The 26,327-nt window shown below is 57.5% G+C and carries 24 protein-coding genes; 10 read left to right on the plus strand and 14 right to left on the minus strand.

What is annotated here, in order from left to right; all coding sequences use genetic code 11:
- Positions 1-129 precede the first annotated feature (129 nt).
- The 9 genes from EXR70_16995 to EXR70_17035 all read right to left on the minus strand — a co-directional run bounded on the left by EXR70_16995 (position 130) and on the right by EXR70_17035 (position 10,516).
- Positions 130-642: a hypothetical protein gene (locus EXR70_16995; protein MSP40187.1), complete on the minus strand. Its 513-nt coding sequence runs from the start codon at positions 640-642 to the stop codon at positions 130-132.
- 155 nt (positions 643-797) lie between these two features.
- A complete protein-coding gene (gene rnr / locus EXR70_17000) occupies positions 798-2,930 on the minus strand; it encodes a ribonuclease R (GenBank protein ID MSP40188.1) in 2,133 nt (710 codons plus the stop codon).
- A gap of 92 nt (positions 2,931-3,022) precedes the next feature.
- Positions 3,023-3,304, minus strand: coding sequence for a DUF4911 domain-containing protein (locus EXR70_17005; GenBank protein MSP40189.1), 282 nt, complete (start codon positions 3,302-3,304; stop codon positions 3,023-3,025).
- Between the two features lie 8 nt (positions 3,305-3,312).
- Positions 3,313-6,012 (minus strand): AsmA family protein, encoded by a 2,700-nt coding sequence (locus EXR70_17010; GenBank protein ID MSP40190.1) that lies wholly within the window; start codon positions 6,010-6,012, stop codon positions 3,313-3,315.
- A gap of 73 nt (positions 6,013-6,085) precedes the next feature.
- Complete coding sequence (locus tag EXR70_17015; protein MSP40191.1) at positions 6,086-7,288, minus strand: thiolase family protein; 1,203 nt, start codon at positions 7,286-7,288, stop codon at positions 6,086-6,088.
- Entirely contained in the window at positions 7,285-8,031 is a 747-nt protein-coding gene (locus EXR70_17020; protein MSP40192.1) for a 3-hydroxybutyryl-CoA dehydrogenase, read from the minus strand. Before EXR70_17020 ends, EXR70_17015 begins: the two co-directional genes overlap by 4 nt.
- Positions 8,018-8,884 carry a 3-hydroxybutyryl-CoA dehydrogenase gene (locus EXR70_17025; GenBank protein MSP40193.1) on the minus strand — a complete coding sequence of 289 codons (867 nt, stop codon included), beginning with the start codon at positions 8,882-8,884 and terminating at the stop codon, positions 8,018-8,020. Before EXR70_17025 ends, EXR70_17020 begins: the two co-directional genes overlap by 14 nt.
- 72 nt (positions 8,885-8,956) lie before the next feature.
- The gene (locus EXR70_17030; protein MSP40194.1) at positions 8,957-9,736 is read right to left on the minus strand and encodes a 2-(1,2-epoxy-1,2-dihydrophenyl)acetyl-CoA isomerase; all 780 of its coding nucleotides are present in this window, start codon (positions 9,734-9,736) and stop codon (positions 8,957-8,959) included.
- A gap of 6 nt (positions 9,737-9,742) precedes the next feature.
- On the minus strand, positions 9,743-10,516 hold the full coding sequence (locus EXR70_17035) for an enoyl-CoA hydratase (protein MSP40195.1): 774 nt from the start codon (positions 10,514-10,516) through the stop codon (positions 9,743-9,745).
- Positions 10,517-10,792: 276 nt separating this feature from the next.
- Between EXR70_17035 and EXR70_17040 the strand changes: the two genes are divergently transcribed.
- Genes EXR70_17040 through EXR70_17050 form a run of 3 tightly spaced genes read left to right on the plus strand, consistent with a single transcriptional unit; the run spans position 10,793 to position 12,770 of the window.
- A complete protein-coding gene (locus tag EXR70_17040) occupies positions 10,793-11,473 on the plus strand; it encodes a TetR/AcrR family transcriptional regulator (GenBank protein ID MSP40196.1) in 681 nt (226 codons plus the stop codon).
- Positions 11,474-11,493: 20 nt separating this feature from the next.
- A complete protein-coding gene (locus EXR70_17045) occupies positions 11,494-12,027 on the plus strand; it encodes a peroxiredoxin (GenBank protein MSP40197.1) in 534 nt (177 codons plus the stop codon).
- 14 nt (positions 12,028-12,041) lie between these two features.
- Positions 12,042-12,770 (plus strand): hypothetical protein, encoded by a 729-nt coding sequence (locus tag EXR70_17050; protein MSP40198.1) that lies wholly within the window; start codon positions 12,042-12,044, stop codon positions 12,768-12,770.
- A gap of 55 nt (positions 12,771-12,825) precedes the next feature.
- On the opposite strand, the gene EXR70_17055 is transcribed toward EXR70_17050, so the two are convergent.
- Both EXR70_17055 and EXR70_17060 read right to left on the minus strand, forming a co-directional pair.
- Entirely contained in the window at positions 12,826-13,701 is an 876-nt protein-coding gene (locus EXR70_17055; protein MSP40199.1) for a deoxyribonuclease IV, read from the minus strand.
- A 117-nt stretch (positions 13,702-13,818) separates the two neighbouring features.
- Positions 13,819-15,429 (minus strand): DUF885 domain-containing protein, encoded by a 1,611-nt coding sequence (locus EXR70_17060; protein MSP40200.1) that lies wholly within the window; start codon positions 15,427-15,429, stop codon positions 13,819-13,821.
- Positions 15,430-15,542: 113 nt separating this feature from the next.
- On the opposite strand from EXR70_17060, the gene EXR70_17065 reads away from it, so the two are divergent.
- From EXR70_17065 to EXR70_17085, 5 genes are all read left to right on the plus strand, one after another.
- Positions 15,543-16,658: an extracellular solute-binding protein gene (locus EXR70_17065; GenBank protein MSP40201.1), complete on the plus strand. Its 1,116-nt coding sequence runs from the start codon at positions 15,543-15,545 to the stop codon at positions 16,656-16,658.
- Between the two features lie 183 nt (positions 16,659-16,841).
- Positions 16,842-17,891 (plus strand): extracellular solute-binding protein, encoded by a 1,050-nt coding sequence (locus EXR70_17070; GenBank protein MSP40202.1) that lies wholly within the window; start codon positions 16,842-16,844, stop codon positions 17,889-17,891.
- Positions 17,824-19,200, plus strand: coding sequence for a hypothetical protein (locus EXR70_17075; protein MSP40203.1), 1,377 nt, complete (start codon positions 17,824-17,826; stop codon positions 19,198-19,200). Before EXR70_17070 ends, EXR70_17075 begins: the two co-directional genes overlap by 68 nt.
- Before the next feature lie 123 nt (positions 19,201-19,323).
- Positions 19,324-20,370, plus strand: a complete 1,047-nt coding sequence (locus EXR70_17080; GenBank protein ID MSP40204.1) for a glycine/betaine/sarcosine/D-proline family reductase selenoprotein B — start codon at positions 19,324-19,326, stop codon at positions 20,368-20,370.
- 60 nt (positions 20,371-20,430) lie between these two features.
- Entirely contained in the window at positions 20,431-20,625 is a 195-nt protein-coding gene (locus EXR70_17085) for a hypothetical protein (GenBank protein MSP40205.1), read from the plus strand.
- A gap of 329 nt (positions 20,626-20,954) precedes the next feature.
- On the opposite strand, the gene EXR70_17090 is transcribed toward EXR70_17085, so the two are convergent.
- From EXR70_17090 to EXR70_17100, 3 genes are all read right to left on the minus strand, one after another.
- The gene (locus EXR70_17090; protein MSP40206.1) at positions 20,955-22,379 is read right to left on the minus strand and encodes a hypothetical protein; all 1,425 of its coding nucleotides are present in this window, start codon (positions 22,377-22,379) and stop codon (positions 20,955-20,957) included.
- Between the two features lie 438 nt (positions 22,380-22,817).
- Positions 22,818-23,360, minus strand: coding sequence for a carboxymuconolactone decarboxylase family protein (locus EXR70_17095; protein MSP40207.1), 543 nt, complete (start codon positions 23,358-23,360; stop codon positions 22,818-22,820).
- 79 nt (positions 23,361-23,439) lie between these two features.
- Positions 23,440-24,303: an aldolase gene (locus EXR70_17100; GenBank protein ID MSP40208.1), complete on the minus strand. Its 864-nt coding sequence runs from the start codon at positions 24,301-24,303 to the stop codon at positions 23,440-23,442.
- Positions 24,304-24,503: 200 nt separating this feature from the next.
- On the opposite strand from EXR70_17100, the gene EXR70_17105 reads away from it, so the two are divergent.
- Complete coding sequence (locus EXR70_17105; protein MSP40209.1) at positions 24,504-25,505, plus strand: amidohydrolase; 1,002 nt, start codon at positions 24,504-24,506, stop codon at positions 25,503-25,505.
- A gap of 188 nt (positions 25,506-25,693) precedes the next feature.
- Positions 25,694-26,125: a hypothetical protein gene (locus EXR70_17110; GenBank protein ID MSP40210.1), complete on the plus strand. Its 432-nt coding sequence runs from the start codon at positions 25,694-25,696 to the stop codon at positions 26,123-26,125.
- Positions 26,126-26,327 lie beyond the last annotated feature (202 nt).

Here is a 26,327-nt window from a genome sequence, read left to right on the forward strand (position 1 = left end):
CATAAAGCTCCACTGTGAACATCCTTCCAGCCTCCCGATGCCATTCAATAACATCGAGACAGCCTACAGGACCGGTACACTTTTGACCCGCCATTTTCTGCCAGATCTTTGCCGGTTCAGTGGTACACTTTACGCCCGCGATTTATAACGGTAGAAACCGGATTGCTTGTGGGCCGCCAAGAGCGCTGGCGGCAAACCGCCGTGGAGCAGCCGTTCCGGAAGCGTCCTGCCGAAGGTCGATAATTCTTCCCACATAACTGGCAGCAGTTGAACGTCGCGTTTGCGACCGGTCCGGGTATCGCGGAATTTTCTGCTGGCCGCTAGAGTCGATGATCCGGTCGCAAGCAACCGCAGGTTGGGGAAAAGATCGGCGCCGATTTTGAGCAGACGGGTGGGATCGCGCAACTGATGAATCTCATCGAAGACCAAGGTTTGTTTGCCGCAGGTTCGATAGAAAACCTCTGGGTCTCGGACCATGTCCTCGACGGAGGGTAAGTCGCAGTTCAAATATAAGACCTGCTTCGGGTCCAGACTCTGCGCCAGCGTAGTCTTGCCAGAGCGCCGAACACCGGAAAGCCAGACGATTGGCGCCTCGCGCCATGCGCTTTGTAGGCGATTGAGCCAAAAGGGTCTTGGGAGCATGCTACCGTAGTATGCAAATAGTCGGACTAAATGTAAAGTACACTAGCATGACGAGAAATTCACGACGAAGCTTCTGAGTCTCTGCCCAACGTGACAAATACCTGCCTTAGCGGTATCTCGGCAGGCTCGAGGCGTTTGCCAACCGCCGGCGATTTTCAGATTGACGGCACCAGCTCAAAATCGATCTCGCTGCGAAACGCATTGATCTTCGCCACTCTCACCCGCACGTTGTCGCCTAATTTAAATTTCCGGCCGTGGCGGCGGCCTTTGATCAGGTATTCTTTTTCGTAGTAGTCGTAGTCGTCGTCGGTGAGGGTGGCGAGTTTTACCAAACCTTCGACGAAATAGTCGTCGAGTTCGACGAACAGGCCGAAGCTCACCAGGCTGTTGACGAAGCCGGGGAACTCTTCGCCCATCTTAGTCATCATGAACTGGGCTTTTTTCAGGCTGACCATGTCGCGTTCGGCGTCCATGGCGTGGCGCTCGCGTTCGGAGGTGTGCTTGCCGGATTCTTGCAACGTGCGCAGGAGTTCTTCGCGGTCGTTGGCTTTGAGTTTCTCTTCGCACATGACGCGGTCGAGCATGCGGTGGACGATTAGATCGGGATAACGGCGGATCGGCGACGTGAAGTGCGTGTAACAAGTGGAGGCCAAGCCGAAGTGGCCGATGTTTTCCGGCTGGTAGACCGCTTGTTTCATGGAGCGCAAGAGCACGCGGTTGATCACCCGTTCTTCGGCTTTACCGCGGGCGGATTCCAGCAGCCGCTGTAATTCTATCGGCGGCAGATTTTCTTTTTTCTGCGGCAGACGATAGCCGAGGCTCAACAAAAACGGTTCAAGAGCTTCGAGCGCTTCCGGGTCCGGCGCTGCGTGGACGCGGTACAGCGTGGGAAATTCTTTCTTCGCCAGCTCACGGGCCACCGCTTCGTTGGCGGCGATCATGAATTCCTCGATAATCCGGTGCGCGATGTTGCGCTCGGCGCGGACGATATTTTCCGGCAGCCCCTGCAAATCGAGAATGATTTCCGCTTCCGGTAAATCGAAGTCGAGATTGCCGCGCGCTTTGCGGTTGTTGAAGATCAGCAGCGCCAACTCTTCCATCAGCAGAAATGCATCGAGCAAGTTTCGATAGCGCTCTAAGCATGCGGCGTCCTTGTCGACTAAGATCCGGCGCACGTCGGTGTAAGTCATGCGCTCGTGGCTGCGGATGATCGAATTAAAAAAACGGCTGCGCACGACTTCGCCTCGGGCGTTGAATTCGATGGCGGCGGTTTTGGTCAACCGGTCTTCGTTGGGATTCAAACTGCAAATGCCGTTGGACAGCGCTTCGGGCAACATCGGAATCGCCCGGTCGGGGAAATAGACGCTGGTGGCGCGGGCGTAGGCTTCCTGATCCAACGCCGTGTCGGGCCGGACGTAGTAGGCGACGTCGGCGATGGAGACGAAAAGCTCGTAGCCCTTGTCTAATTTGCGGACGTAAACCGCGTCGTCGAAGTCGCGGGCGTTTTCACCGTCGATGGTAACGATCGGTAACTCGCGTAGATCTTCGCGTTGGGCGACTTCTTCCGACTTGATTTCGTAGGAGGTCTCTTTCACTTCGCGATGCACTTCCGGCGGAAAACTAGTGGAGAAGCCGTAGCGAAAGATGATCGACTGGGCTTGCACTTCCGGGTCGTCGGGATCGCCCATGACATTGACAAACGTCGCTTGCGGCGGCGACATGGCGGTGCCGAAGCGGCTGATCTCGGCGGCGATCACTTTGCCTTCTTCCAGCTTGACGTTGGGATGCAGCAGCGGCATGGCGGCGATGCGCGGGTCCATCGGCACGAGGTAGCCTTGGCCTTCGAATTGCTCGTAGCTGCCGAGCAAGCGCTTTTGCGCGCGCTCGATCACTTGCATGACATGGGCCTCGCTGCCGCCGCGCTGCTTGCGGTCGATGCGCACCATCACTTGATCGCCGTGCATGAGCCGGCGCATCTCTCGGCGGTTCAAATAAATGTCTTCGGCGTCTTTGTCTTCGGGGATCAAAAAGCCAAAGCCGTCGGGATGGGCTTGGACTTTGCCGCGAATCAAGTTCTGGCGGTCGGGCAGAGCGTAGTGATTTTTTTTCAGGCGTACCAACCGGCCGCTGCGGCATAGCTCGCGCAAGGCATCGGCGATCGCTTGCAGTCCGTCGCGCTCGAAACCGCCGCGGCGCTGGATTTCCGCCGGCGTTAAGCGCTCGCGCGGTTGGTTGGCGAAAAGGCCGAGAATTTTTTCCTGCGCGCCTTTGGCGGATTGTTTATTCATTGACGTGGCTCAAGCTTCTACTGTAACCGCTGGGTTTTCAATCGAGTGAAAACGTTCTGCAACGAGCGAAAATATTTCAGCTGCGTCGCCCGTTAGGATTTCTCATTGCTCGACTCATCGGCCAACTCGGCCATCAACCAGTCGTCGGTCATGTCGGCGGGCCGGGAGATTTCCGCGAACGGGACATCGCGCTTGATCGAATCGAGAATGGCGCGGGCGGTGCCGATGAAGTCGACCATGACCAGCAATACGATGATCGCTTTGCGGCGCTCCGCGGTGCGGATCAGGCCGACTTCTTCGTAGGACTCGAAGATAAATTTAACGTAGGCGATATGTTCGGGGGCGATTTCCAAATAGATAGCTTGCAGGTCCATAAAGATCTCTAACGATTGAAGAAGCGGTCCAAGACATTGGGCAACCAGCCTTTGTTGTCGCGGTTGTCTGGACTGGTTTGGTTGCCTGGAGTCGGTGCATTGCGCTCGCGCTCGCGCGGCGCCGCGCCGCCGCGCAGGAATTGCGCCAGGATGCGATTGTCGAGGCGGATTCTGATGTTGGGAATCGTGCCGTCGATGCGGAAGGTAATCGCCAGCCGGCCACGCCGGTCGAGAAGGTAACGCAGCACGCGGTAGTCGCGCTGTATTTCCTGAGTCAGCCGCGGCGACAGCACGATCAAACCGTTCCAGCGGGTGGTGCGATCGAGGCCGATCCAACCGGCGCCGGTGATCGTGTAGTCGGGCGTCACGATGATCAGATTGTCGCTGCGCAGACGTTGCGCTTCAAGCGTAAAATCAATCTTGAGCGAATCGAAAACCGTGTCGCTATGGCTGGCCAAGTTGGCAAACGCCGCCGGCAGGCGGGCCGTGGATTGGGCGGAAACGCCGGCGCCGCTGCTGCGCAACAACAGTTGGTTGATCAAATTGAAATCCTTGATCGCGCCATGTTGTGCCGCCGCCGCGCCGGAACCTTTGAACGCGAATGGGGTCTTCTTATCCGCGCTCGCTTCGCTGACGGTGAATTCGCCGTGGCCGTTGAGTTGGCCCTGAAGGCGGTCACGGATGAGCGGCAACAACCGCGCGCTCAGTGCGCGCAATTCCAAGTCCTCGACTTGGGTCGACAGTTGGACAGCGCCGCCGGCGCCGGCGTTGGCGAGATAACCGTCGGCGCGTACCATGCCGTCGAAGGCGCGCAGCGAAAGTTTTTTGATAGTCAGTCCGGTGGCGGACCAGGCGAGTTCGGCGTTGAGGTCGCGAAAATCGATTTCGGACAACTGGCCTTGCTCGGCTCGCACCGTGGCGTCCAGGGCCAGCGCGCCGTCGGTTATTTTCGCCGTGCCGTTGGCGCGCAAATTTTTCAGTAGCAGCGCCGGACTTGCCACCAAGGCCGGCAAGTCGGCGAGATTCACTTGCGCCGAGCGCAGTTGGTAGTTCACGCTGGGCTCGAAGAGATTCGCTGCGACAGCGTCGAGGACGAGGTCTGAAGCGCCGAGGCGAAAGCTGAAGTTATCGAACTTCGCCTGCTGTCCGCTGAATTGAATTGTTCCGTTGGCGCGCTCGATGCTTCGACCGCTGGGCGCGAGCTTGAATTCACCGCCGCTAAGTTTGAAATATCCGCCGACGCGCCATTCATTGTCGCCGGAGCCGGGCCGGGTGCGCTGATCGACGACGATATTCAAATCGCTGCGCCCGGCGCTGGCGACAATGGCGCCGGGCGCGAGCCATTCGCCCCAGCTCGCGAGCGGCGCTTGGCTCTGGTAGAGGCGCAGCTGTAGTTTGGCGTCGTCGCCGGCGTCGATTATGCCGCTGAAACCGATGCGGCTCGCGCCGCTGGCGATTTCAGATTGGCTGATGAAGAATAAATTTTTCTGCCGGCGCACCCGGGCGCGAATCTCGGCCGGCCGGTCCAGCGGCTTTTGCAGCCAGTTCTGATAACGCCAATCGCTTTTCTCACCGCGCACCAGGGCGCCAAAACGCAAATGATCCCAGCTGCCTTCGAAGCGGCTATAAATCGCGATGGCGCCGTCAGTGACCAGCGCCGGAGAAAAATTTTGCCGAAACCAGCGTAGCTTGCGCAGATGCGCCATGGACAATGGTTGGAGCGTCAGATTGCCCTGCACTTCCGCGTCTTCCCAGGTTCGCTTTTCGGAAAAAGCCACACTGCCGGTAACCTTGGCGTTGTACTCCGACGAACCGAAGAGCGGCGCTTGGAGCAGGATGTTTTCCAGCCGCGGCCGCGCCAAGGTTCCAGTGGCTTTGGCTCGTAAGGACATGGGGCCGGTGACGTCGAGTTCTCTGGGAAGTTTTTCCCGCAGCGTGGCGACGGCGCGGGCGACCAGCGGGACGTGGAGTGCCGCGAGTTGAATGGTTAGGTTCATTTGCCGCGTCTGCCAACTCTCGCCGGGCCGTGTGCGGCCGAGCCGGCCGCTGATATGAATGTCTTGGCCGAGGCTTTCGACCAAGCTGGCGGCGAAACGCAGCCGTGTCGTGCGCGCCGGATCGAGACCGCTCAACTTGAAATCGACATCGCGCAGTTGCAACTCCGCCGCTTCCTTGACCGAGCGATCGAGATAGATCATCTGGCCGTCGTCGATGCGGACGGCGTCGATGTCAAAACTTAGGCTGCTCGGCGGGCGCGGTTTGGCGAGGGGCGCGAAGACTTCGTGGCGTTGCGCTAGCAAGGCCAGATTGTGCAGGCCGGTTTCGTCGGTGATGATTTGCAACTCCGGTTCGATGAAGCTCAGCGAGTCGAAGACGATGCGGCCCCAGAGCAGTTGGCGCAGGCTCAAGCCAAGGATCAGCTGACGCGCGCGAATCACCGGCGTGGCGGCAAAACGGGGATCGTCGTCGATGCGCAGCTCATTGGCGGCAAATCCCGGCCAGCCGAATAGGTGGACTTCCAAGCTGGCAAAGCTGACTTCCTTGCCGAGCAGTTTGCGCAGTTCGCGTTCCACGGTTTCGCGCTGACGGTTGGCGAAGATGTTGAGCGCCATTACGAGCATGGCGGTTGCCATGAACGCGGCGCCAACAGTGACGACAAGAATTTTTCGCGGGCTTTTCATCGCGGCAGCGATGACGGCAAGAAACAAATTCCAACAACCTCACGGTTGCGATGTTTGCGGGCGCAATTCAAACGCGGGCCCGAGGGCGCTGGCATGGAGTTCAATGAACCCGTTCGACAATGGTGGCGATGCCCTGGCCGACGCCGATGCACATGGTCGCCAGGCCGTATCGGCTGCCGCGCTTTTTCATCTCGTGGATCAGCGTGGTCAGGATGCGCGCGCCGCTGCAACCGAGGGGATGGCCCAGGGCGATGGCGCCGCCGTTGACGTTGACCTTGTTGAGATCGATGCCGAGCTCGCGCACGCAGGCCAATACCTGGGCGGCGAAGGCTTCATTTATCTCCACCAGATCGATCTGCTCGATGGTCAAGCCGGCGCGCTTAAGCGCTTTTTGGCTGGCCGGGATCGGGCCGATGCCCATGTAGTTGGGATGCACGCCGGCGGAAGCCGAGGCGACGATGCGCGCCAGCGGCTTGAGCTTTAACTTTTCCGCGCGCTCCGGTGTGGTCACCAGCAGTGCCGCGGCGCCATCGGAAAGCGGCGATGAGTTGCCGGCGGTCACCGAGCCGCCTTTCTTGAACGCCGCTTGCAGTCCGGCGAGGATCTCCAAAGTAGTGTCGCTGCGCGGTCCTTCGTCCTTGTCATGCACCAGCGCAGCGCCCTTGCGTTGGGGAATTTCGAAGGGGACTATCTCGTCTTTGAGCCGGCCGTCTTGCTGCGCTTTGAGAGCTTTCTGATGGCTCGCCAAGGCCAGCTTGTCTTGGTCTTCGCGGCTGATGGTGTATTTGTCGGCGACGTTTTCGGCGGTCTCGCCGTTGTTGATCAGCGAATAAAGTTCGCCCATGCGCTTGTTGGGAAAACGCCAACCGAGGGAGCTGTCGTACATCTGCACGTCGCCGCGTTGGAAGGCGCCGGCCGGTTTACCCATGACCCAGGGGCCGCGGGTCATGCTCTCGACGCCGCCGGCGACAAAGATCTCGCCGTTTTCCGTCTGCACGCAGCGCGCCGCCTGGTTGACCGCTTCGAGGCCTGAGCCGCATAAGCGATTGACCGTCGCGCCGGGAATGGTGTAGGGCAGGCCGGCCAACAGCGACGCGTTGCGCGCGACGTTGCGCGAATCTTCGCCCGCCTGGTTGGTGCAGCCGAAGTAGACATCTTCGATTTGGTCTTTGTCGATGCCGGTGCGCTCGACCATTTTGGCGATGATGTAGGCGGCCAGATCATCGGTGCGGATGTCTTTGAACATGCCGCTGTGACGACCCATGGGTGTGCGCACGGCTTCGACGATGACGGCTTCTTTCATGATTTCACCTGGCCTTCGGAGTAATTGTAAAATCCCCGGCCGTTGGTTTCGCCGAGAAATCCCGCGATGACTAATTTTTTTAACATCGGCGCCGGCCGATAGCGATCGTCGCCGGTCTCGCGCTGCAAGCCTTCGAGGACGGCGAGGACTTCGTCGAGACCGATTTGATCGGCCCACTTGAGCGGGCCTTGCGGATAATTGACGCCCAGGCGCATGGCCACGTCGATCTCTTGCGCCGAGGCGACGCCTTCTTCGAGACTGCGCGCGGCTTCGTTGACGATCAAACTTAGAATCCGCGGGAAGGTCAGACCCGGCGCGTCTTTGACCCGCACGGTGTCTTTGCCGAGGGATTTAAACAGCTGCTCGGCTTGCGCCAGCGCCGGTTCGCCGGTTCTCAGGCCGCCGGTGAGTTCGATCAATTTGCGATCCTTGAGCGGATAAAATGTCGCGAAGCCCACCAAGCGTTCGGGTTTCTTGATCCACGAAGCCATCTGGGTCGTGGTGTTGCGCAGGCAAGCGCTGACGATGATCGACGCTGCCGGCAACGAGGCGTCGAGCCGTTGCAGCACGGCGCGCTTTTTATCTTCGGCGCCGCTCTCGGTGTCGATGACGAAATTCGCCGTGGCGCTCACCGCGGTGGCGTCGCTCAACTGGCTCGCATCGAGGCCGTTAGCCTGACTGAGGGCGAACAGTTCTTCCGCCAGCCGGCTCTTGCCGATGATCGCGACGCTACTTTTTGCCATGGCTGTAAAATCCCCGTCCGGTTTTGCGCCCGAGATTGCCGCCCGCGACCATGCGCTGCTGGATCGGGCTCGGTCGAAATCTTGGGTCTTCGAAGAATGAGCGGTAGAGCGATTCCGTCGCGGCGAAGTTGATGTCGTTGCCGATCAAGTCCATGAGTTCAAAAGGCCCCATGCGGAAATTGCCCGCCTCTTTCATGATCCGGTCGATGGTTTCCACCGAGGCGTCGCCGTCGCCGAGCAGGCGTAACGCTTCATTGTAGAACGGCCGGGCGACGCGGTTGACGATGAAGCCCGGCGTGTCTTTGGCGCGCGCGGGCGTCTTGCCCATGGCTTTCATCAGCGCAGTGGCTTTTTCCATGGTCGCAACGCTGGTGTGATCGCCCTGGATCACTTCGACCAAGGCCATCAGCGGCGGCGGATTGAAAAAATGTAGCCCGAGGACGCGCTCTTGATGTTCGGTCGCGGCGGCGATGGCGGTGACGTTGAATGACGACGTGTTGGTCGCCAGCAAGGTCTGCGGCTCGCAAATGGCATCGAGTTGCGTGAAAATATCGCGCTTGAGTTCGAGTTTTTCCGGTGCCGCTTCGATCACTAGAGCGCTGCCCTTGGTTTCTTTGAGGTCGGTGCTGGTGCGGAAGCGGCCGAGAATCTCTTGCTCTTGTTCGGCGCTCAACTTGCCGCGCTCGCGGCTACCTTGGAGAAAGCTCTTGATTTTGCCCATGCCGACATCGATGAACTCTTGCTTGATGTCGTAGAGCAGCGTATCGAATCCGGCTTGGGCCGCCACTTGAGCGATGCCCGCGCCCATGGTGCCGGCGCCTAGAACTGCGATTCGTTCGGTTTGGTTGGCCATATTCTAATCGTTTCGGGTTTCGGGTTTAGAGTTTCGGGTTCCGACTCGAACCCCGGAACTCGTAACGCGAAACTATTTTCCGGTAAACACCGGAGTTCTTTTCTCCAAGAACGCTTTCACGCCTTCGTCATAGTCGGCGCTGCGGCCGGCGATTTCTTGCAGGTGCGCCTCGTATTCGAGGTCGGCTTCGACATTCGGCAAATTAGCGTGATTGACGGCGCGTTTGATCAGGCCGATGCCGCGCGGCGCTTTGGCAACCTGTTCGGCAATCGCTCGCGCCGAGGCGGCGAATTCCGCCGCGGGAAAAACCCGCGCGACCAGACCGATGCGCTGAGCTTCCTTGGCGTCGACGGTGTCGCCGAGCAATAACAATTCCATCGCTTTGCTGAGCCCCACCAGCCGAGTCAAAATAAAACTGCCGCCGGAATCCGGCGCCAGGCCGACGCGCACGAAGGACTGAATGAACTTCGCGTCTTCCGAGGCGACGCGCAGATCGCAAGCGAGGGCGAAGTTGCAACCGGCGCCGGCCGCGACACCATTGACCGCGGCGATGACGATTTTTTCCATGCCGCGAATCTGGCGGATCATCGGATTGTATTTTTCCCGCAGTGACGCGCCCAACGAACCTTTTTGCTCGGGAGTGCGGCCCTTCAAATCTTGGCCGGCGCAAAAGGCTCGGCCCGCGCCGGTGATCATGAAGCAGCGCACTTCCTTGTCGCGCTCGCCGTCGCGCAGTGCTTCGAGCACCTCTTTGTTCATCTGCGGAATAAATGCATTCAACGACTGGGGCCGATTGAGCGTGATCGTCGCCACACCGTTTTGCTTTTCGTAGATGATGGTTTCGTAGGCCATGGCCGATTACTTGCCTTTGAATTCTGCTTTGCGTTTTTCGAGAAAGGCTTTCATGCCTTCGGTGCGGTCTTCAGACGCAAACAACAGATAGAATGATTTCCGTTCGAATTCCAAACCTTCGTCGAGAGCGCTGTTGGCCGCTTTGAGCACGGCTTCCTTTGCCGCTTTGATCGCCAGCTGCGGCTTGGCGGCGATTTTCTTGGCGATATTTTTCGCCTCTTCTAGACATAGCTCGCCGGGCACGACGCGATTGACCAAGCCGAGCCGCTCGGCATCCGCGGCGTTGAGCATGTCGCCGGTCAAAACCAATTCCATGGCGCGATGCTTGCCGAGCACGTGAGTTAAACGCTGAGTTCCGCCGCTACCGGGTATGATTCCTAAATTCACTTCCGGCTGGCCGAAGCGGGCGTTCTCCGCCGCGACGATGATGTCGCAGCTCATCGCCAGTTCGCAGCCGCCGCCCAAGGCGAAGCCGTTAACCGCGGCGATCACCGGCTTGGCAATCTTGTTGATCTTGTCACGGTAGGCGAGCCGTTCTTGAATTCTTTCGTCAAACGGTCCGCGCTCGGCCATTTCTTTTATATCCGCGCCGGCGGCGAAGACTTTTTCTCCACCGGTGACGACGATGACGCGGATCTCCGCGTCCCGATCGAGTTCTTGCATCGCTAGCGAGAGGTCTTTTACCAGTCCGTAGGAAAGCGCGTTCAGCGCTTGCGGCCGATTCAATGTGACGACGCCGACGGCGCCGTCTTTTTCGACGATGACGTTTTCGAAATTCATATTAGTTGCGCTTTAAGACATACACTATGGTCGGTGGCGATTCAAGAAATGCTCCGCCGAATGGGTGCCAGGGCGAAGATAGGTTTTCACCACGAAGGCATGGTTCGACGACGCTCACCACAGGCTACGGACACGAAGGGTTCGGATAATTAATATTCCGACCTTCGTGCTCTTCGTGTCCTTCGTGGTGAAAGGTTTTTTGGGGTAAGGCTGCACCGCGCCTGAGATCAGCATCGTTTGACACCCCGGAATCGATTTGCAAGTATTCTCGCATCCATGTCCACCCGGCTCGAACCCGCGACTCGTCACTACGACGAAAAGCTCCAACATATTCTTAAAACCTCGGCGAAGATTTTCGCCGAGAAGGGCTTTCATCACACTTCGGTGCGCGACATTTCCCGCGCTACCAAGATGAGCTTGTCGGGACTCTACTATTACTTCACGACCAAGGAGGAGCTGCTCTACCTGATTCAGGAGCGTTGCTTCGTGACCTTGTTGCAGCACTGGGCGCAGATCGACGCGCCCGACTTGGACGTGCGCGCGCGCATTCGCGCCTTCGCCGAGAATCATCTGGGCTTTTTTCTCCACAACATGCCCGAGATGAAAGTGATGGCGCACGAGGACGAATCGCTCACCGGCGAGTTCGACGACAGGATTCTCGTGCTCAAACGGCGCTATGTTAAAGTGATCATGGATTTGATCGCCGAACTGCAAAAGCAGGACAGCGGCAAAGCCGTCGATCTGCGTCTGGCAACCTTCTCGCTGTTCGGCATGATGAACTGGATTTACACTTGGTACCAGCCCAAGCGCGACGTGCCGTTCGCTCAGCTTATCGAGCAGATGCTGCGGATGTATTTTTTTGGTCTGCTGCGCGCCGGCGATGTTGAAGAAGATTGGTTCGCGGCGCGGGCGAAGAACTCGAAGGATTCATTTTCGATCTGGCAGAACGTGCCGTGAGCTGAGATGAGGGAATTTCTATGAGTCTATTGCGTATCGGCGACCGCGCGCCGGATTTCAAGCTTAAGGGCATTCTTCACGACCAAATCGGCGACTATTCGCCGGCGAATTATAAAAATAAATGGCTCGTGCTGTTTTTCTATCCGGCCGATTTTACTTTCATCTGTCCGACTGAAGTGACCGGTTTTAGTAAGTTGGCTAAAGCGTTCGCGGCCGAAGGCGCCATGGTTCTCGGCGTCAGCGTTGACGCCGTCGACAGTCATCGGTCATGGGCAGTCGAACTGGGCGGTTTGGAATGTCCCTTGCTCAGCGACGAGGCGAAAACCGTCAGCCAGGCTTACGGTGTGCTCGACGAAAAAGAAGGGGTGGCGCTACGCGCTACTTTCATTGTCAATCCCGCCGGCATGATCTGCTATCAAGTGGTCAGCCACGTCAACGTCGGTCGCAGCGTCGAAGAGACCTTGCGCGTGTTAAAAGCGCTGCGCACCGAACGGCTTTGTCCATCGGACTGGAAACCGGGCGATGCGACCGGCGACATTGGCCTCAAATACTAAATTCATTGCCCGCCATGTCTCACGACGCCATCCAACAAAAAAAGCAGGTGATTGAAAGTCGCTCGCGCATTCGCGAGTTTGTCTTCGGCATCCAAGACGGCTTGATCAGCACCGTCGGTTTGCTCGCCGGAATTCAAGGCGCGACGGACAACCGCATCGTCGTCATCGTCACCGGCTTGACCGCGATGTTTTCCGGCGCGATTTCCATGGCTACCGGGTCTTATCTGTCTTCAGGAGCGCAGAAAGATATTTTCGACAAGGAGATCGCCGAGGCCGAGAAGCTCGCCGACCGCGAGCCGTATATCGCGGCTGAAGGACTTCTGAAAGCGCTCGGCGAAGAGGGACTTAGCAAGGAGCAAAGCTACCGCATGGTGAAGACGCTGCTGGCTGAACGCAATGTCTTTCTGCGCACCTTTCAAGAGAAAGTGTTTGGGCTCGGCAGCGCTGAGATCAACCAGCCGTTCAAAGCCGCACTGGTGATGGGGCTGTCGTTCATGGTTGGGGCAGTGATCCCGATCCTGCCGTTTATCGCAATCTCCGGCGCCACGGCGCTTTATCTGTCGGTTTTTTTGAGCGCCATGACGCTGTTTGTCGTCGGCGCATTCAAGGGTCATCTCGCCGGCCAGTCGCTGTTTATCTCCGGCGGAAAGTTTTTTCTCATCGCGGTCACCGCGGCCGGGATGGGCTACCTGATCGGTCTCGTTGTGCAGTGGTTCTTTCCCGGCATTTCGATACCGGCGTAGTGCGGCTGCCCTCACCCTTCCCTCTCCCATCGGAATGGGCGAGGGTAAGAAGTAATTAGGCTTTGATAAGACTTCTCAGCAAGGTCAGGTTGTCGCGGTCTTCTTTCAGATCCGGTCCCTTCGGCGTTTCCAAACACATCGGTAATCCCCAAAAGCGCTTGTCGTTCATCAACAATCGAAACGCTTCGACGCCGATGAAGCCTTGGCCAATGTGTTCGTGGCGGTCGACGCGGGAGTGGAATTCTTTTTTCGAATCGTTGAGATGAAACGCGGCGAGCAGATCGAGGCCGATGGCGTCGTCGAATTCGCCGAAGGTTCTTTCGTAGCCTTCTTTGGTGCGCAGATCGTAGCCGGCGGCGAAGGCGTGCTCGGTGTCGAAGCAGACGCGGATGCGCTCGCTTTCTTTGGTCGCGTCGATCATGGCGCCGATCTGCTCGAAGCGGTAGCCGAGATTCGATCCCTGGCCGGCGGTGATTTCCAGCGTGACTTTGACGTTAAATTTCGGACACGCTTTGTGCACTTCGTCCAGCGATTTAGCGATCGTCTTGATGCCTTCGAGTTCTCCCGAGCCGACGTGGGCGCCTGGGTGAGCGATTAAATTCGACACGCCGAGAATTTCGCAGCGTTCCATTTCGTCGATGAACGCCGCGATGGATCGCTTGCGCAGTCCGGCATCGGGCGAGCCGAGATTGAGTAAATAGGAATCGTGGGCGACGACGGATTCGATGCCGGTTTCTTTGCGGTTAAGTTTGAACTGAGCGATCTCTTCTCTGTCCAACGGTTTGGACGCCCACTGGCGCGACGATTTGGTAAAAATCTGAATCGCCTGGCAATCGACTTTTTTGCCTTCGAGAAATGCATTGCCGACGCCGCCGGCGATCGACATGTGGGCGCCTAATAAAGGGCCGCGGGGTTTTGTTGTTTTTGTCATAGAGGTTCTTTTCGATTCCCTCGCCCACGAAGTGGGAGAGGGTTAGGGTGAGGGCGTCCGAAAAATTCCAACCCTCACCCCAGCCCTCTCCCATCGGAATGGGCGAGGGAGAAGAGATCAATGTTGAAAATGCCGTCGCTCCACCAGCGGCAGCGAGATGCTTCCCGCGCTCAGCAGCTTGTCGTGGAATTCGCGCAAGACGAATTTGCTGCCGAGCCGATTCTGTTCTTGTTGTCGCAAACGATTGATGATCGACCAGCCGAGCGCGTAGCCCATTGGCACCGACGGCGATTGACTGTACCAGTTCAGATCGCCGCAGGCTTGTTCGCGCGGGAAGTGCAGCTCGCGGACCATTAAATCCGCCGCTTCGTCATAGCTGAGTTTGCCGGTCTGGGTCTTGACGTCGATGATAATTCTCAGCGCGCGCCACAAGCGGTCTTTCAACATGACGAAGCGGTGTTCTTGGGATTTCAAAAAACCTTGCTCCTGCATGAGCTGCTCGCAGTAGAGCGCCCATCCTTCGTAAAACACCGATGACTCATTCATCAAGCGCGGTAAAGTCGCGGCGGCGGGGGTGCAGTTGGCGATGGAAAATTGCAGATGATGTCCCGGATAACTCTCGTGCACCGAAGTATTCTCCAAGCCGACGTAATTGTGCTCGCGCAGCAAATCGTCGCTGGCGACCGGCGTGACATAGTAGTAGCCGACTTGATCGGCGTCTTTGGGCGAAGGCGAAAGATACGCCGCGAAGGGAATCTCGTGGCGGCGAAACACCGGTGTGTGGACGACGTGAAGCTCTTCCTTGGCGGGAAAGCTGACGAGTTTCTTTTCGCGCACGAAATCCCGCGCCGCGCTCATCGCTTTGTCGTAGACGGATAAAATTTCTTCGGCGGACGGGTGGTTTTCCTGGATCGCTCTGGCTACCGCTTCGACGCCCTTGCCCGGCCCGAGCTCGTCGGCCAAGGCTTCGAGCTCGAGCTTGGTCTTGGCGAAAAGGCTCTCGCCGAATGCCAGCAAACTTTGGGCGTCGTGGTCGAGAAAGTGTTTTTTCTTGAGCAGCAAATTGAAATGTTCTTCACCGACCGCGTAACTAGCGTTGCTGCGCGGCAGTAGGTGAGTTTCGAGAAAATTGGCAAAGTCATTGATTGCGCTTTTCGCCTTGTCGATGGCGGCAGTGAGCGTGTTGGCGTCGATGGCCGCGGCTTGCACTTTCGGATGTTCAGGCAGGCTGTCGAGAAAGCTGATGCCGCCTTTGGCGCCCTCGATGGCGTTCTCGGTCCAGAGCTTGGGCGGGTTGGCGTCTTTACGATTTAGATTGGTAATGCCCTGCTGGATCAGCGCCGGCGTGCGGTTGAGGCGGCTCAACAAATTGCCGGCGAGATCGTTGGTGGCGCGCACGGTGAGAATATAAATCGCTTCAATGGGATTGTAGGTGTCGGGTTGTTTGAGACGATAGTCTTCCTTGGCCTGCTCGTAACTTTGGATCGTCAGCCGTCCTTCGAGCAAAGCGTAATCGATGGCTTCGTCGACAGTCAATTCCACTGGCGAGATTTCCCGCAGCTTGCGCAGCGATTCGTTGACAAAAATCTTCTCGGCCTTGAAAGTCTTGTCCGAGTAATCGTTGAGTAAGTGATCGAACCCTTCGACGCCGTAATAGATGGCATCGGTCGGGTGGAGGACGAAGTATTGTTTGAAATAGCGGTTGCAGAATTCGGCGAACTTGGACATGCAGGTGCAATAGCACCGATAGCGCGTTGACGCAATTTTTCCGTTGGAGAAAGTTGCTAGACCTGGCGTATATTGACGCCATCTACCCTGCGTTGCTGAGAAGGAGGTAAATCTTGGGCTGTCGAATTCCGCTGTATCGGTTGATCGCGTTGTTCGCGATCGCGCTTGGAGTGCCGTCGGCGCGTGGCGCCGAGGTGTCTCAACGGTCGTCCCAGTGGGAGGCGACGCTGGAGGCGGCGAAGAAAGAGGGCAAGGTCAATATTTACATGTACCGCTACGGCAAGGTGCTGGATGTATTTCGTAGCGACTATCCGGAAATCCGTCCTTATTTGTTGACCGGCACGGGGGCGCAGATCACGACGCGGATTCTTTCCGAACGGCGAGCGGGAAAATTTCTCGCCGACGTGGTCGGCTTGGGATCGTCCAACTACCGGCTGCTGCACCAGCAGGCGAAGATTCTCGATCCGATCCAGCCGGCGTTGATGCTGCCCGAGGTCGTCGACACCTCGCGCTGGTACGGCGGCAAGCACCGTTATCTCGATGCCGAAGGGAAATATGTTTTCGGATACATGACCAACGCCAGCTCCGGCCAGCTCTATTACAATACCGCAGCGGTGAATCCCAAGGAGCTGACCTCCTACTACGATCTGTTCAAGCCCAAGTGGAAAGGCAAAATCGTCGCTCTCGATCCCCATCCGCGCACGGAATTCGGCACGACCATGCAGTTCTTTTATTACAATCCGGAGCTTGGACCGGGGTTTATTCGGCGCTTGTTCGGCGATAAGGATCTTACTTTTAGCCGCGACAGCCGGCAGATGATCGACTGGCTCGGGCAGGGCAGATTCTCCATCTGCCTGGGCTGTTCCGGTGCGCTCAAGGCGAAGAACCAAGGCTTGCCGGTGGATATATTCGACAGCAGCCTGTGGAAAGAAGGCGCTAGTTTTTCGGTTGGCGGCGGTACGCTGTCGATCCCCAGCCAAGGGCCCCACCCCAACGCCGCCAAGGTTTTTGTCAACTGGTATCTGTCGCGCAGAGGACAAATCGCGATGCAAAAACTTGGCGACCCCGACGAGCCGCCCAATTCGGCACGCAGCGATATTCCCAAAGACGATGTCATGGCGCAGCATAAATTGATTGAAGGGCGCAAATATTTCGACGCCATCCGCCCCGAGTTCGAGGATGTCGAGAGTGCGTTCAAGATCGCCATTCAGGCGATGGACGGGCGCTGAAACTTGAAGGGTAATAAAATTTCTAGACTTAGCACTTTGGATGATCCCCCCTTTGAAAAAGGGGGGAAAGGGGGGGGGGTCTTCAGCGCATAAAATTCAAATCCCCCTCATTCCCCCTTTTTCAAAGGGGAATGTTCAGAGGATCGACGCACACGAATTGCTGAGTCGGGACAGTTGATTGACATGAGGCCTAAGCGATCTGCTGCAATAATTCGCCGTGCGCTTTTCGCAGCGGGCGTGATTTTCGCGATGGCGCATCTCCCCGCTGTCCAGGGCGCCGAGACGGCGAGTTTAATCGACGGCGCGCGAAAGGAAGGCGCGTTGACGATCTATTCGTTGTTGGCCGTGCCGGATCATTCGCGCATCGTCAATCGCTTTCGGGAGAAATATCCGTTCATTGAAGTCTCTTTGATTCGCCCCGGCGCGAGCGAGAGAATTACCAGTCGGGTCGTAAGCGAGGCTCGGGGCGGGCGCCATTTGGTCGACATTGTCGGCGTCAGCCGGCTCAACATGATGTACTTGGTGCAGCGCGGCTTGATGCTTAGTTACGAGTCGCCGGAACGGCGCGCGTTCGACGCGGCGTTCAAAGACCAGCGCGGCTTTTGGACCGCGTTCTACGTCAATCCCGAAGTGCTGGCCTACAACACGCATATGGTCGCGCCTACGAGCGCGCCGAAAAATTATCAGGAACTGTTGGAGCCGCGTTGGCGCGGCCGGTTGGTGTTGGAACAGACGGCGGTGGAATGGTTCGCTTCGCTAGTCCAGCATTGGGGTGAGGAGCGCGGCATCGCTTACATGCAAGGCTTAGCGAAACAGCAGCTCAAGACTCTCAATGGCAATACGTTGATCACACAATTGGTCGCCGCCGGCGAGCACGCTGTGGCGATTTCTCTCAACGGGCCGCGCGTCGAGTTGACCAAGCAGCGCGGCGCGCCGATCGATTGGCAGGCCATGGATCCGATGGTCGTCGATGCTGTCACGATCGGCATCGCCGCCAACGCGCCCCATGCCAACGCGGCGAAGTTGTATCTCAATTTCGTCCTGTCGCGCGAAGTGCAGCAAGGCTTGCTCGAAGAGCAGTTCGTCAAGCCATCGGGCCGCAGCGACGTGAAGTCGGCGTTCATGACCAAGATTCGCGCCGCGCGGGTGCAGATGATTTCAGTCAATGAAACCATTGCCGAGCATTGGGAGCGCTACGAAAAACGCTTTCAGCAGATATTTGCCATTCAATAAGCGACGAGAAAAGGATTCGCCGATGGAACTGACACTGCTGGATTACTCAATCGACAGCATCGCGTGGGATGAGCGCAGCGAACTCGCGGGCAAGTCTCTGTTTCTTTCTCGCGCGGAGTTGCGGTTTTTGCTTAGCGATTTGAGTCATGGCGTGCAGGTCGACTTTGAACTTGTGCGGCCGGGTGAGTCGACGCGCATCGTTCATGTTCTGGACACTGTGCTGCCGATCGCCAAATTGTCGGATGACCTTTGCGCCTTCCCCGGTTTCGATGGACCGGCGCAATTGGTCGGCAGCGGGACGACGGTTCGCTTCAAGAATCTTTTGGTGACGGTGACGGGTCGATTCCCCGACTTCGCGGCGTTGTCGCCGATCGAGAAACCGCGCGAAGGGATTATCGACATGGCCGGCGTCGGTGCGCCGTACTCTTACGGTTCCGATTTCTTCCATTTGGTTGTTTCGTTGACGCCGGATCGTTCGGTTTCCAACGCCGGCTTCGACCAAACACTGCGACAGATGGCGCTGCGCTGCGCGAAATATCTCGCCTCGGTGAAAAAGTCCGGCGTGGAGCCGGCAACGCGGTTCGTTGCGTTGCCGCCAGTGAATAAGGACTTGCCGAAAGTCGTGCTCATCTATCAGGTACAGAGCCAACTTCTTGGGGCGCGGACATTTTACTACGGCGAAGAGATTTCCCGGATCCTGCCCACGTTCGTTCACCCGGCGGAATTTTTCGATGGCGCGCTGGTGAGCGGCAATTTTAAAACCGAGCGCAAGATTCCGACTTCGTTGCATTGCGACAATCCGTTCATCGCCGAACTGCTCGAACGGCACGGCAAAAGTTTGAATTTTCTCGGTGTGATTTTATCGCGCGGCTACAACGACAGCTTCGAGCAGAAAAAAAAGATGGGACTGTGGGTAGCGCGCTTGGCGCGTAATCTCGGCGCCGACGGCGCGGTGGCTTTCATGGAAGGAACCGGCAACGGCACCGTCGACTTCATGCAAACGGTGAAGGCTTGTGAAGATGAAGGAATCAAAACCACCGCCGTGTTGCATGAATCGAACGGGCCGAAAGGTTACGAGCGGCCATTGGTCGATCATCCGAAGGATGCCGACGGCATGATCAGCCGGGGCAACGTGTCGGAGAAAATTTATATTGCGCCGCTGGCCACGGTGATCGGCGGCACGGAGCTGGATTTGCATTTGAAAGCCAAGCACGATCCGCGCCTGCCGTTTTTGTTCGACCCGACGATATTCTTTGGCTCGTATAGCAAGATGGGCGGCACTGGTTTTCGCGCGGTGTATGAAAATTAGTTTAGGCTGGAGGAAGGTTCGAATTCGGAAAATTAACCGCAAAAAGCGCAAAGGGCGCAAAATCGGAATCGGATGTGTAGGGGCAACCCCCTGTGGTTGCCCTTCCGTTGAGGAGGCACGCAGATGAAAGTGCTCCATTATTTGAATCAGTTTTTCGCCGGCATCGGTGGTGAAGATCAGGCTGGGCATGGCGTGGAATTTTTGCCGCGCGCGGTGGGCGTCGGCGCGGAAATTGAAAAGGCGCTGCACGGCCATGAAATTGAATTCGCCACCGTCGCTTGCGGTGACAATTATTATCACGAGGCGGAAGCCGACGCGCTGCGCGCAATTGGCGCTGCCATTGACGAATTTCACCCCGATATTTTTATTGCCGGTCCGGCGTTCAACGCCGGCAGATACGGCATCGCTTGCGCTAAAGTTTGCAGTTGGGTGCGCGACAACTGGCGGATCCCAGCGATCACCGCCATGCATGAAGATAATCCTGGCACTCGCGAGATCGGCCGCTATGTCTTCGTCATTCAAACCGGCGCCTCTACGGCGTCGATGGCGGAAACCCTGAAGCGGGTTTCGCTGCTGCTAGAAAAATTAATCGCCCGGGACGAAAGCGCTGCGGCGAACTTTCGCGCAGAGTATTGCTTGGCGATTGCGCGCCGTTTCACAGTGCGCAGCGATCGGCCGGATTACGTGCGCGCCGTCGACCTCTTGTTAGCCAAGCTTGACCACCGGCCCTACGAAAGCGAGATTCCGTGGGTTGAGTCGGAGCGTCATGCGATTCCTAACCTAAGAGGCGGTTTGAAGAATGCCACCATCGCGCTGGTGACCGAAGGCGGTTTGGTGCCCCAGGGCAATCCCGATCGGCTGGAGAGTTCGCGCGGCTCCAAGTATTTCAAATATTCTCTCGACGGCCGCGACGATCTCAAGCAGGGCGAGTTCCAAGCGATGCACACCGGTTACGACACCTCGACGGTGGATCAAGATCCCGACCGCATCGTGCCGCTCGACGCCATGCGCGTGTTGGAAAAGGCGCAGCGTTTCAAAAAACTCCACGATCACTATTTCGTCACCACCGGCACCGGCGCCATGCCGACCAAGATGGCGGAGCTGGGCGCCGGCATTGCCGATGAACTTTCCAACTCCGGCATCAACGCAGTCTTGTTGACCGCGACGTGAGGCACCGGCACGCGTAGCGGCGCTACGATTGCCAAAGAAATTGAGAAGAAGGGCATTCCAGTGGTGTTGATTACTTGTCTGTCCAACGTCGCCGCGCAGGTTGGCGTCGGCCGGATTGTCGGCGGCAACAAATTCCATTATCCGCTCGGTCGCCCTGAGCTGCCGGCGGCGGAGGAATTGCGTTGGCGCGTGGCGCTGATCGAGAAGGCGCTGGTGTCGCTGGAAACGGCGGTTAAGGAGCCGGAGGTTTTTTAGGCAGGTGTGTCAGCTAGTAACGGCGTTGTCCGTGGAAACTTTTTAACCTATAAGCCCATCATCCAGCATTGTGGATCTATGTTCCCCTCTTTGGAAAAGAGCGGCTAGGGGAGATTTTCTTCCCGCGCATGACGCATTATCCCATGGAAAGGTAATCTGCGACGGAGAAACCCGCCCCACGCATCCTCAAATCCCCCTTGATCCCCCTTTTCCAAATGGGGAAACGCTCAGAACGCTGCCGTTGTCTCACTATCCCGTATGCAACTAACGAGATGCGTCGCGTGACTAGCGTTTTCAAAGTGGAGCGTGGCTAATTTCTATTTGACCGATCATAGCGCGCCGTCGCCAGTGATTTGACTCGCGGTGTCCAACCAATCCAACTCCATCGTCACGCCCAGGAAAAAGCGCCGCACGGTGTCGTCGACTAGCCGGCGCGCGTCTTTGCCGCGCGAGGCGTCGATGATTTCCAGTGCTCTTTGGTACGATTCGATGTCGAGAGGATCGTCGGCGCGTCGGTCGAATTCGCATACCAAGCGGTCCAGGGCCTTGTCGAGGATCGCCATGCCGCCACGATTACGGATGTAGCCGCAGGCGGCGACGAAACCGAGCAAAAATGGGTCGCCGTTCATGACGATGCAGCGCTGGCTGGCGTTGGATTCATACGCTGCGGCGATTTTTGGGTGGACTTCGTTGCTGATGCGCTTCAAGGTTCGGACGATGTCGGTGATGTCGCCGATATTGTCCAAGTAGGGTTGGTTCTCGTCGAGGAAGCGCTCGGTTTCCACCGCGGTGGTGACATTGGCATTGTGGGTAATGAACGCTTGGGTGGCCATGACAATATCCAAGGCGAGAAATTTATCTTTGGGCCGCTGTTCGCCTGGCATCCGGCCGAGATCTTCCCAAATCGGAATGCCTTCGATCTTCAAATGCTCGATCAGCGGCCGTTTCATGATTTCTAGCTGCACGCGCAAACTCATGCGCCGCTGGCTTGAGTTGAACGTCACCATGTAATGCAACAGGCCGGCGAGGCCGATACCGTAAAATATTTCGTAGCGGATGACGCGCTGGAGCAACGCTTCGGTGGCGGCCTGCGGATCGCCGAGTTTTCTGACCGAGTCGGCGACGAAGCGCCAGCCGTCCTCGGGGACGATGCCGTCTTCGACCAGTCGCTCGCGGCGCCAGACCAACAGGATGGCGGTGAGATAACAATAGAGCCGTTGCAAACCGTCGATGATCGAGTAGCGGATGTTGGCGTCGCTAAGCGAGCGCACGCCGCCGGCCCAGCCGATGGCGGCGATTTTACTCTCCGGCATCGCCGCGCCTTCGATAAAGTCGCGAATCAGCCGGCGATAGATCGGATCGGTCATGTGGTCGAAGGGCGGGCGTTGGAAAAAGTTGTCTTTGACCGACAAACGTTGAATATAAGTGCCGAGGGGCTCCAGCACATGGCCGATCTTGCCGTCGGTTTTGCAGTCTTCAACTTCCGGTCCGATGATACTCACCGGCCCCGGCCGCGCCAGCACGGCGGTGAATTCGCCGCTCTTGAGATCTTGCACTAGACTTGTCAGCGCGTCGTGCAGCTTGCGCGCGCGTTCGAGCTTGGTCGGTTTTTTCCCTTGGCGCGCTTTGCCGCGGCTTTGCAAGGTCTTGAGATCTTGTTTAAGCGAACGCGCCGTTGAGCTGGTGTCCGCCGTGTCCGGCCCGCGGGCGCTATATTCGCTCGGGTTGTCGCCGCCGTAATAGTTGGTCGTCATAACTGCCTCCTTGATAAACTTGTCGCTAAAAATGTTAATCGCGAGATTGCCGTTAGCGTGATGAGCGCAGTCGGGAACGTGGTCTCGATGCGGTTTGAAGCAACGCGGACAACGGGTCAAGGCAAAACGTTTGGATGTTCGAGTCTGCAGTTTGGCGTGGATGAGTACGACCCTATTCATCGCGTGGCTGGAATCAACTCCGCCGAAAAAATTGCGCGAACGATCAAGGTGCCGGGTGGATCGAGAAATCTGTTGGCTGAGTCGTAGGTGATGCCGTTGAGGGTCGGCTCGATTAGTTGTGTCGATCCACCTTTCACTACACTATATACAGAAGAATGGTTGCGCCGACAATCAAAATAACTGTACAGCGCCGAATTCTGCGCTGGTTTTCCCGTAGGTGTTTGTCCTATCAAACTGGATCGACACGCAGGTCGGCCGCTACTTTAGGGGTTGACTGCTGGTCGGCACTTGGACGTCGAAGGCGTTGAGCGTCATCGCGACCATGGAATAAAAACCGACGCCGCTGACCAGTTCGACCATGCGCTGCTCGTCGAACAGTTTCATGCCGCGTTCGAAAGTCGCCGCCGACAGTGTTTGGGTGGTGTTCAATTCGAGCGTAATGTCGTAAACCGCGCGCTCGTCTTCTTTAATGAAATTTGGCGTGCGGCGCTCGCGGATGGCGTCGACGATGTCTTGGGCGATGCCATATTGCAGCGCGTGAGGCTCGTGGATGAACCAAGCGTACTGCGCACTGGCCGAGCGCGCCGCGACCAAAATCATTAACTGGACTAAGCGCCGTTCGAGATTGACCCGCGCGGCGAACATATCTTGCAGCTTGAGCGTGCCGGCGCCGAGTTCGGCGTTGCGCAGCCAGACGGCGAAGGGCCCGCGCACTTGGCCGCGCAGGCTTTTGATCTCGTCGTAAATTTTGCGCTGCTCAGTGGAGAGTTTGTTTTCATCGAGTTCGGGTAGTCTGCCCATTTGGTCCTCGTGTCGGATTGTCGTGATCGTGTTCGTGGCTCGTGCTCGTTTCGGGAATTCCGACCACGATCACGCCTTCTTAGGTTCGGCCGGTCAGTTTCCGTCCTTGATCCAACACGCCGAAGGAACGCGGCGACGACGGCATCAAGAAGCGATAACCGTCTTTGACCAAGCGCTCGATATTCTTGCCGTCCGGGTGCGGGTGGCCGCAGACGACGTTATGCTCTTTGCAGATTTTCAAAATGTTATTGATCGCGTCCGCGACCACGGGATGATCGTAGTCACGCGGATGGCCGAGTTCTTGGGATAAATCGCCTTCGCCGATCAAGACCACGCCGATGCCGGAGACTTCTTTTAAAATCTTCGGCAGGTTTTCAATCGCCCGCATCTCTTCGCACTGGATGACGACTAATATTTCGCCGTCGGGGGCTAACGGCCAGACATCGGCGCGCTTGTAATATTCCTGCTGCGATAGTCCCCAGTAGCGCGCGGCGCGGGCCGGCGCGTCGCCGCGGATGCCGGGCGGATGGTAGCGCGGCGCGCTTTTCAGGCGCGGATAGCGCGCGGCGCCCACCGCATTCGCGGCCTCTTCGACGGAGCTGACGTGCGGGAATATGATGCCCATGACGCCGATGTCGAGCACTTGCTTGGCGATCCAGCTGTTCATTTCGATTCCATTCGGAGGAATTCGTACCATCGGTGTGACCGCCGGCGCGAGGGTGGCGCTGCTGACGATCTGGCTGCGGTCGAGCATGAATTGCAGGGCGTTGCGCAGTCCGGGAAAATCCAGCGGCGCATGTTCCATCTCAAAGGCGACGCCATCGAGCTTGGTACTTGCCATGGCGATGGCATTTTCGATATCGACGGAGCCGAACGCGACGAAGGCGGTTTGGCCTTGTTCGAGGGCTTTGATTACGCCGTTTAGCCGGGGTATGTCTGACATTTGCAATCGCTCCTATGTTTGAAGTATGGCGACCTATAACATTGCACGCGACGGCTGACAAATGGCGAGCGGATTGTTCACCACGAAGACGCGAAGGACACGAAGTTCGGAAAACATATTGTCCGAAACCTTCGTGCTCTTCGTGCCTTCGTGGTGAGAAGGAATTTTGACGGGATGCGAATCTACCACGCGGAGGAATCATGATCATCGACGCACATACCCATTTCACCACGGCGCCGGCGCAGTTGCAGGCTTACCGCGGCCAGCAGATTTCTAATCTCGCCAAGCCGGTTCGCGCCAAGCTGCAAATCAGCGATGAAGAATTAGCCCGCTCCATGGCCGGACAGTTCAAGCGCATGCAGGAGTGCGGCATCGACCGTTTATTATTTTCGCCGCAAGCGGGCGCCATGGGCCATCACTTCGGTTCGCCTTTGGTGAGCCGCTACTGGACCGAGGCATGTAACGATTTGATCGCGCGGGTGGCGAAAACTTGGCCCGACAAAGTGTCACCGGTGTGCCAACTGCCGCAGTCGCCGGGCGTGAGGCCGACGGAATGGGCCGACGAGCTCGACCGCTGCGTGAAAGACTTGGGGTTCATTAGCTGCAACGTCAATCCCGATGTCGCCGGCGGCAAGGAACCGCTGACGCCGTCCATGGGCAGCGAGTGGTGGTATCCGCTATGGGAAAAACTCGTCGCTCTCGACGTGCCGTGCACCGTGCACGCCAGCGCGTCGCTCAATCCAGCCATGCATCTGACCAATTCCTACTACATCGCGCATCACCATTCCGCCGCCGTGGAGATTCTCAAGTCGCAGCTGTTCAAAGATTTTCCCAAGCTCAAAATCATCATCCCGCACGGCGGCGGCGCGATTCCCTACCAGTGGAACCGCCAACGCGGCCTGCACGTCAAAGAAGGATTGGAGCCGTTCGAAGAGATGGCGCGCAAAGTTTACTGGGACATGGCGATCTACGACAAGGAGTCGATGGAATTGTTGATCAAGCGCGTCGGCGCCGACCGCGTCCTGTTCGCCACCGAAATGTTCGGCGCGGTCAACGCCATCGATCCCGTGACCGGCAGAAACTTCGAAGACCTGGTGCCGATCTTCAATTCGCTCGAAGGGCTGAGCGAACAGGACCGCTACAATATCACCGAGGGCAACGCGCGCCGACTTTATTCGAAGCTGTTTGCCGAGAAGCAGTGAGCGCTGTTCACTGGTAATAAAGTCGACTGTCTTGGAGCTGATAGTGTCATGTTCGTGTCATATTGAGGCCCTTCGACTTTGCTCAGGATGAACTCCGCCGAAGGATCTTGACCTATCTGCTACGAACGAAGACGAGATTCCTTGGCTGGGCCTCGGAATGGCAACGCTTAGATAGCAAGCGTTAGCGTATGACGACGCAATCGAAGCCACTTCTGGCGCTGATACTATCGGCGGCAATGCCTGGCCTTGGGCAGATCTATAATCAAGAAAAGAAAAAAGGCTGGGTGATTCTTAGTTGCTGCTCGGTACTCGCCGTTGCTACGTATCGGTTCAGCGGTTTCAACTCCGCCAGCGCCGCGCTGGCGCTCTTGCTCATTTGGTTGAGCACCATTATCGACGCCTACAAGGTTGCTAGCAGCGCCGGCCAAACGGCGGAATTCTACTACGCCAAGGGTTATGTGATCGCGATGCTGCTGTTGGTCGGTCCGTTGGCGTTGCCGCTGTTGTGGCAGAGTCCGAATTTTACCAGGACAACGCGTTGGCTTTGGACAGTGATCGTTGTCGGGGCCGCGCTGTTGTTTGTTGCGACGCCTTATTTGTTGCAGTCGTTGATTCGTTGATGACTCTCTTGCGGGTGGATGAAAACCCTCGCGATGCGGCGACAAGCAGGTTTGTCATACCGGCGTAGGCCGGAAGGTGGATTCACATTTGAAGTGCAACAGGTCACGAGTAAATACCTCAGCCGGGGTTTGGTAGTTAAGACACTTTCTCGGAGTGTGATTATAGCAACGGACCAGCGAGAGCAAGCGCTCATCGGAAAGC

The organism is Deltaproteobacteria bacterium (assembly GCA_009692615.1).
Taxonomy (GTDB): Bacteria; Desulfobacterota; Binatia; order UBA9968; family UBA9968; genus DP-20.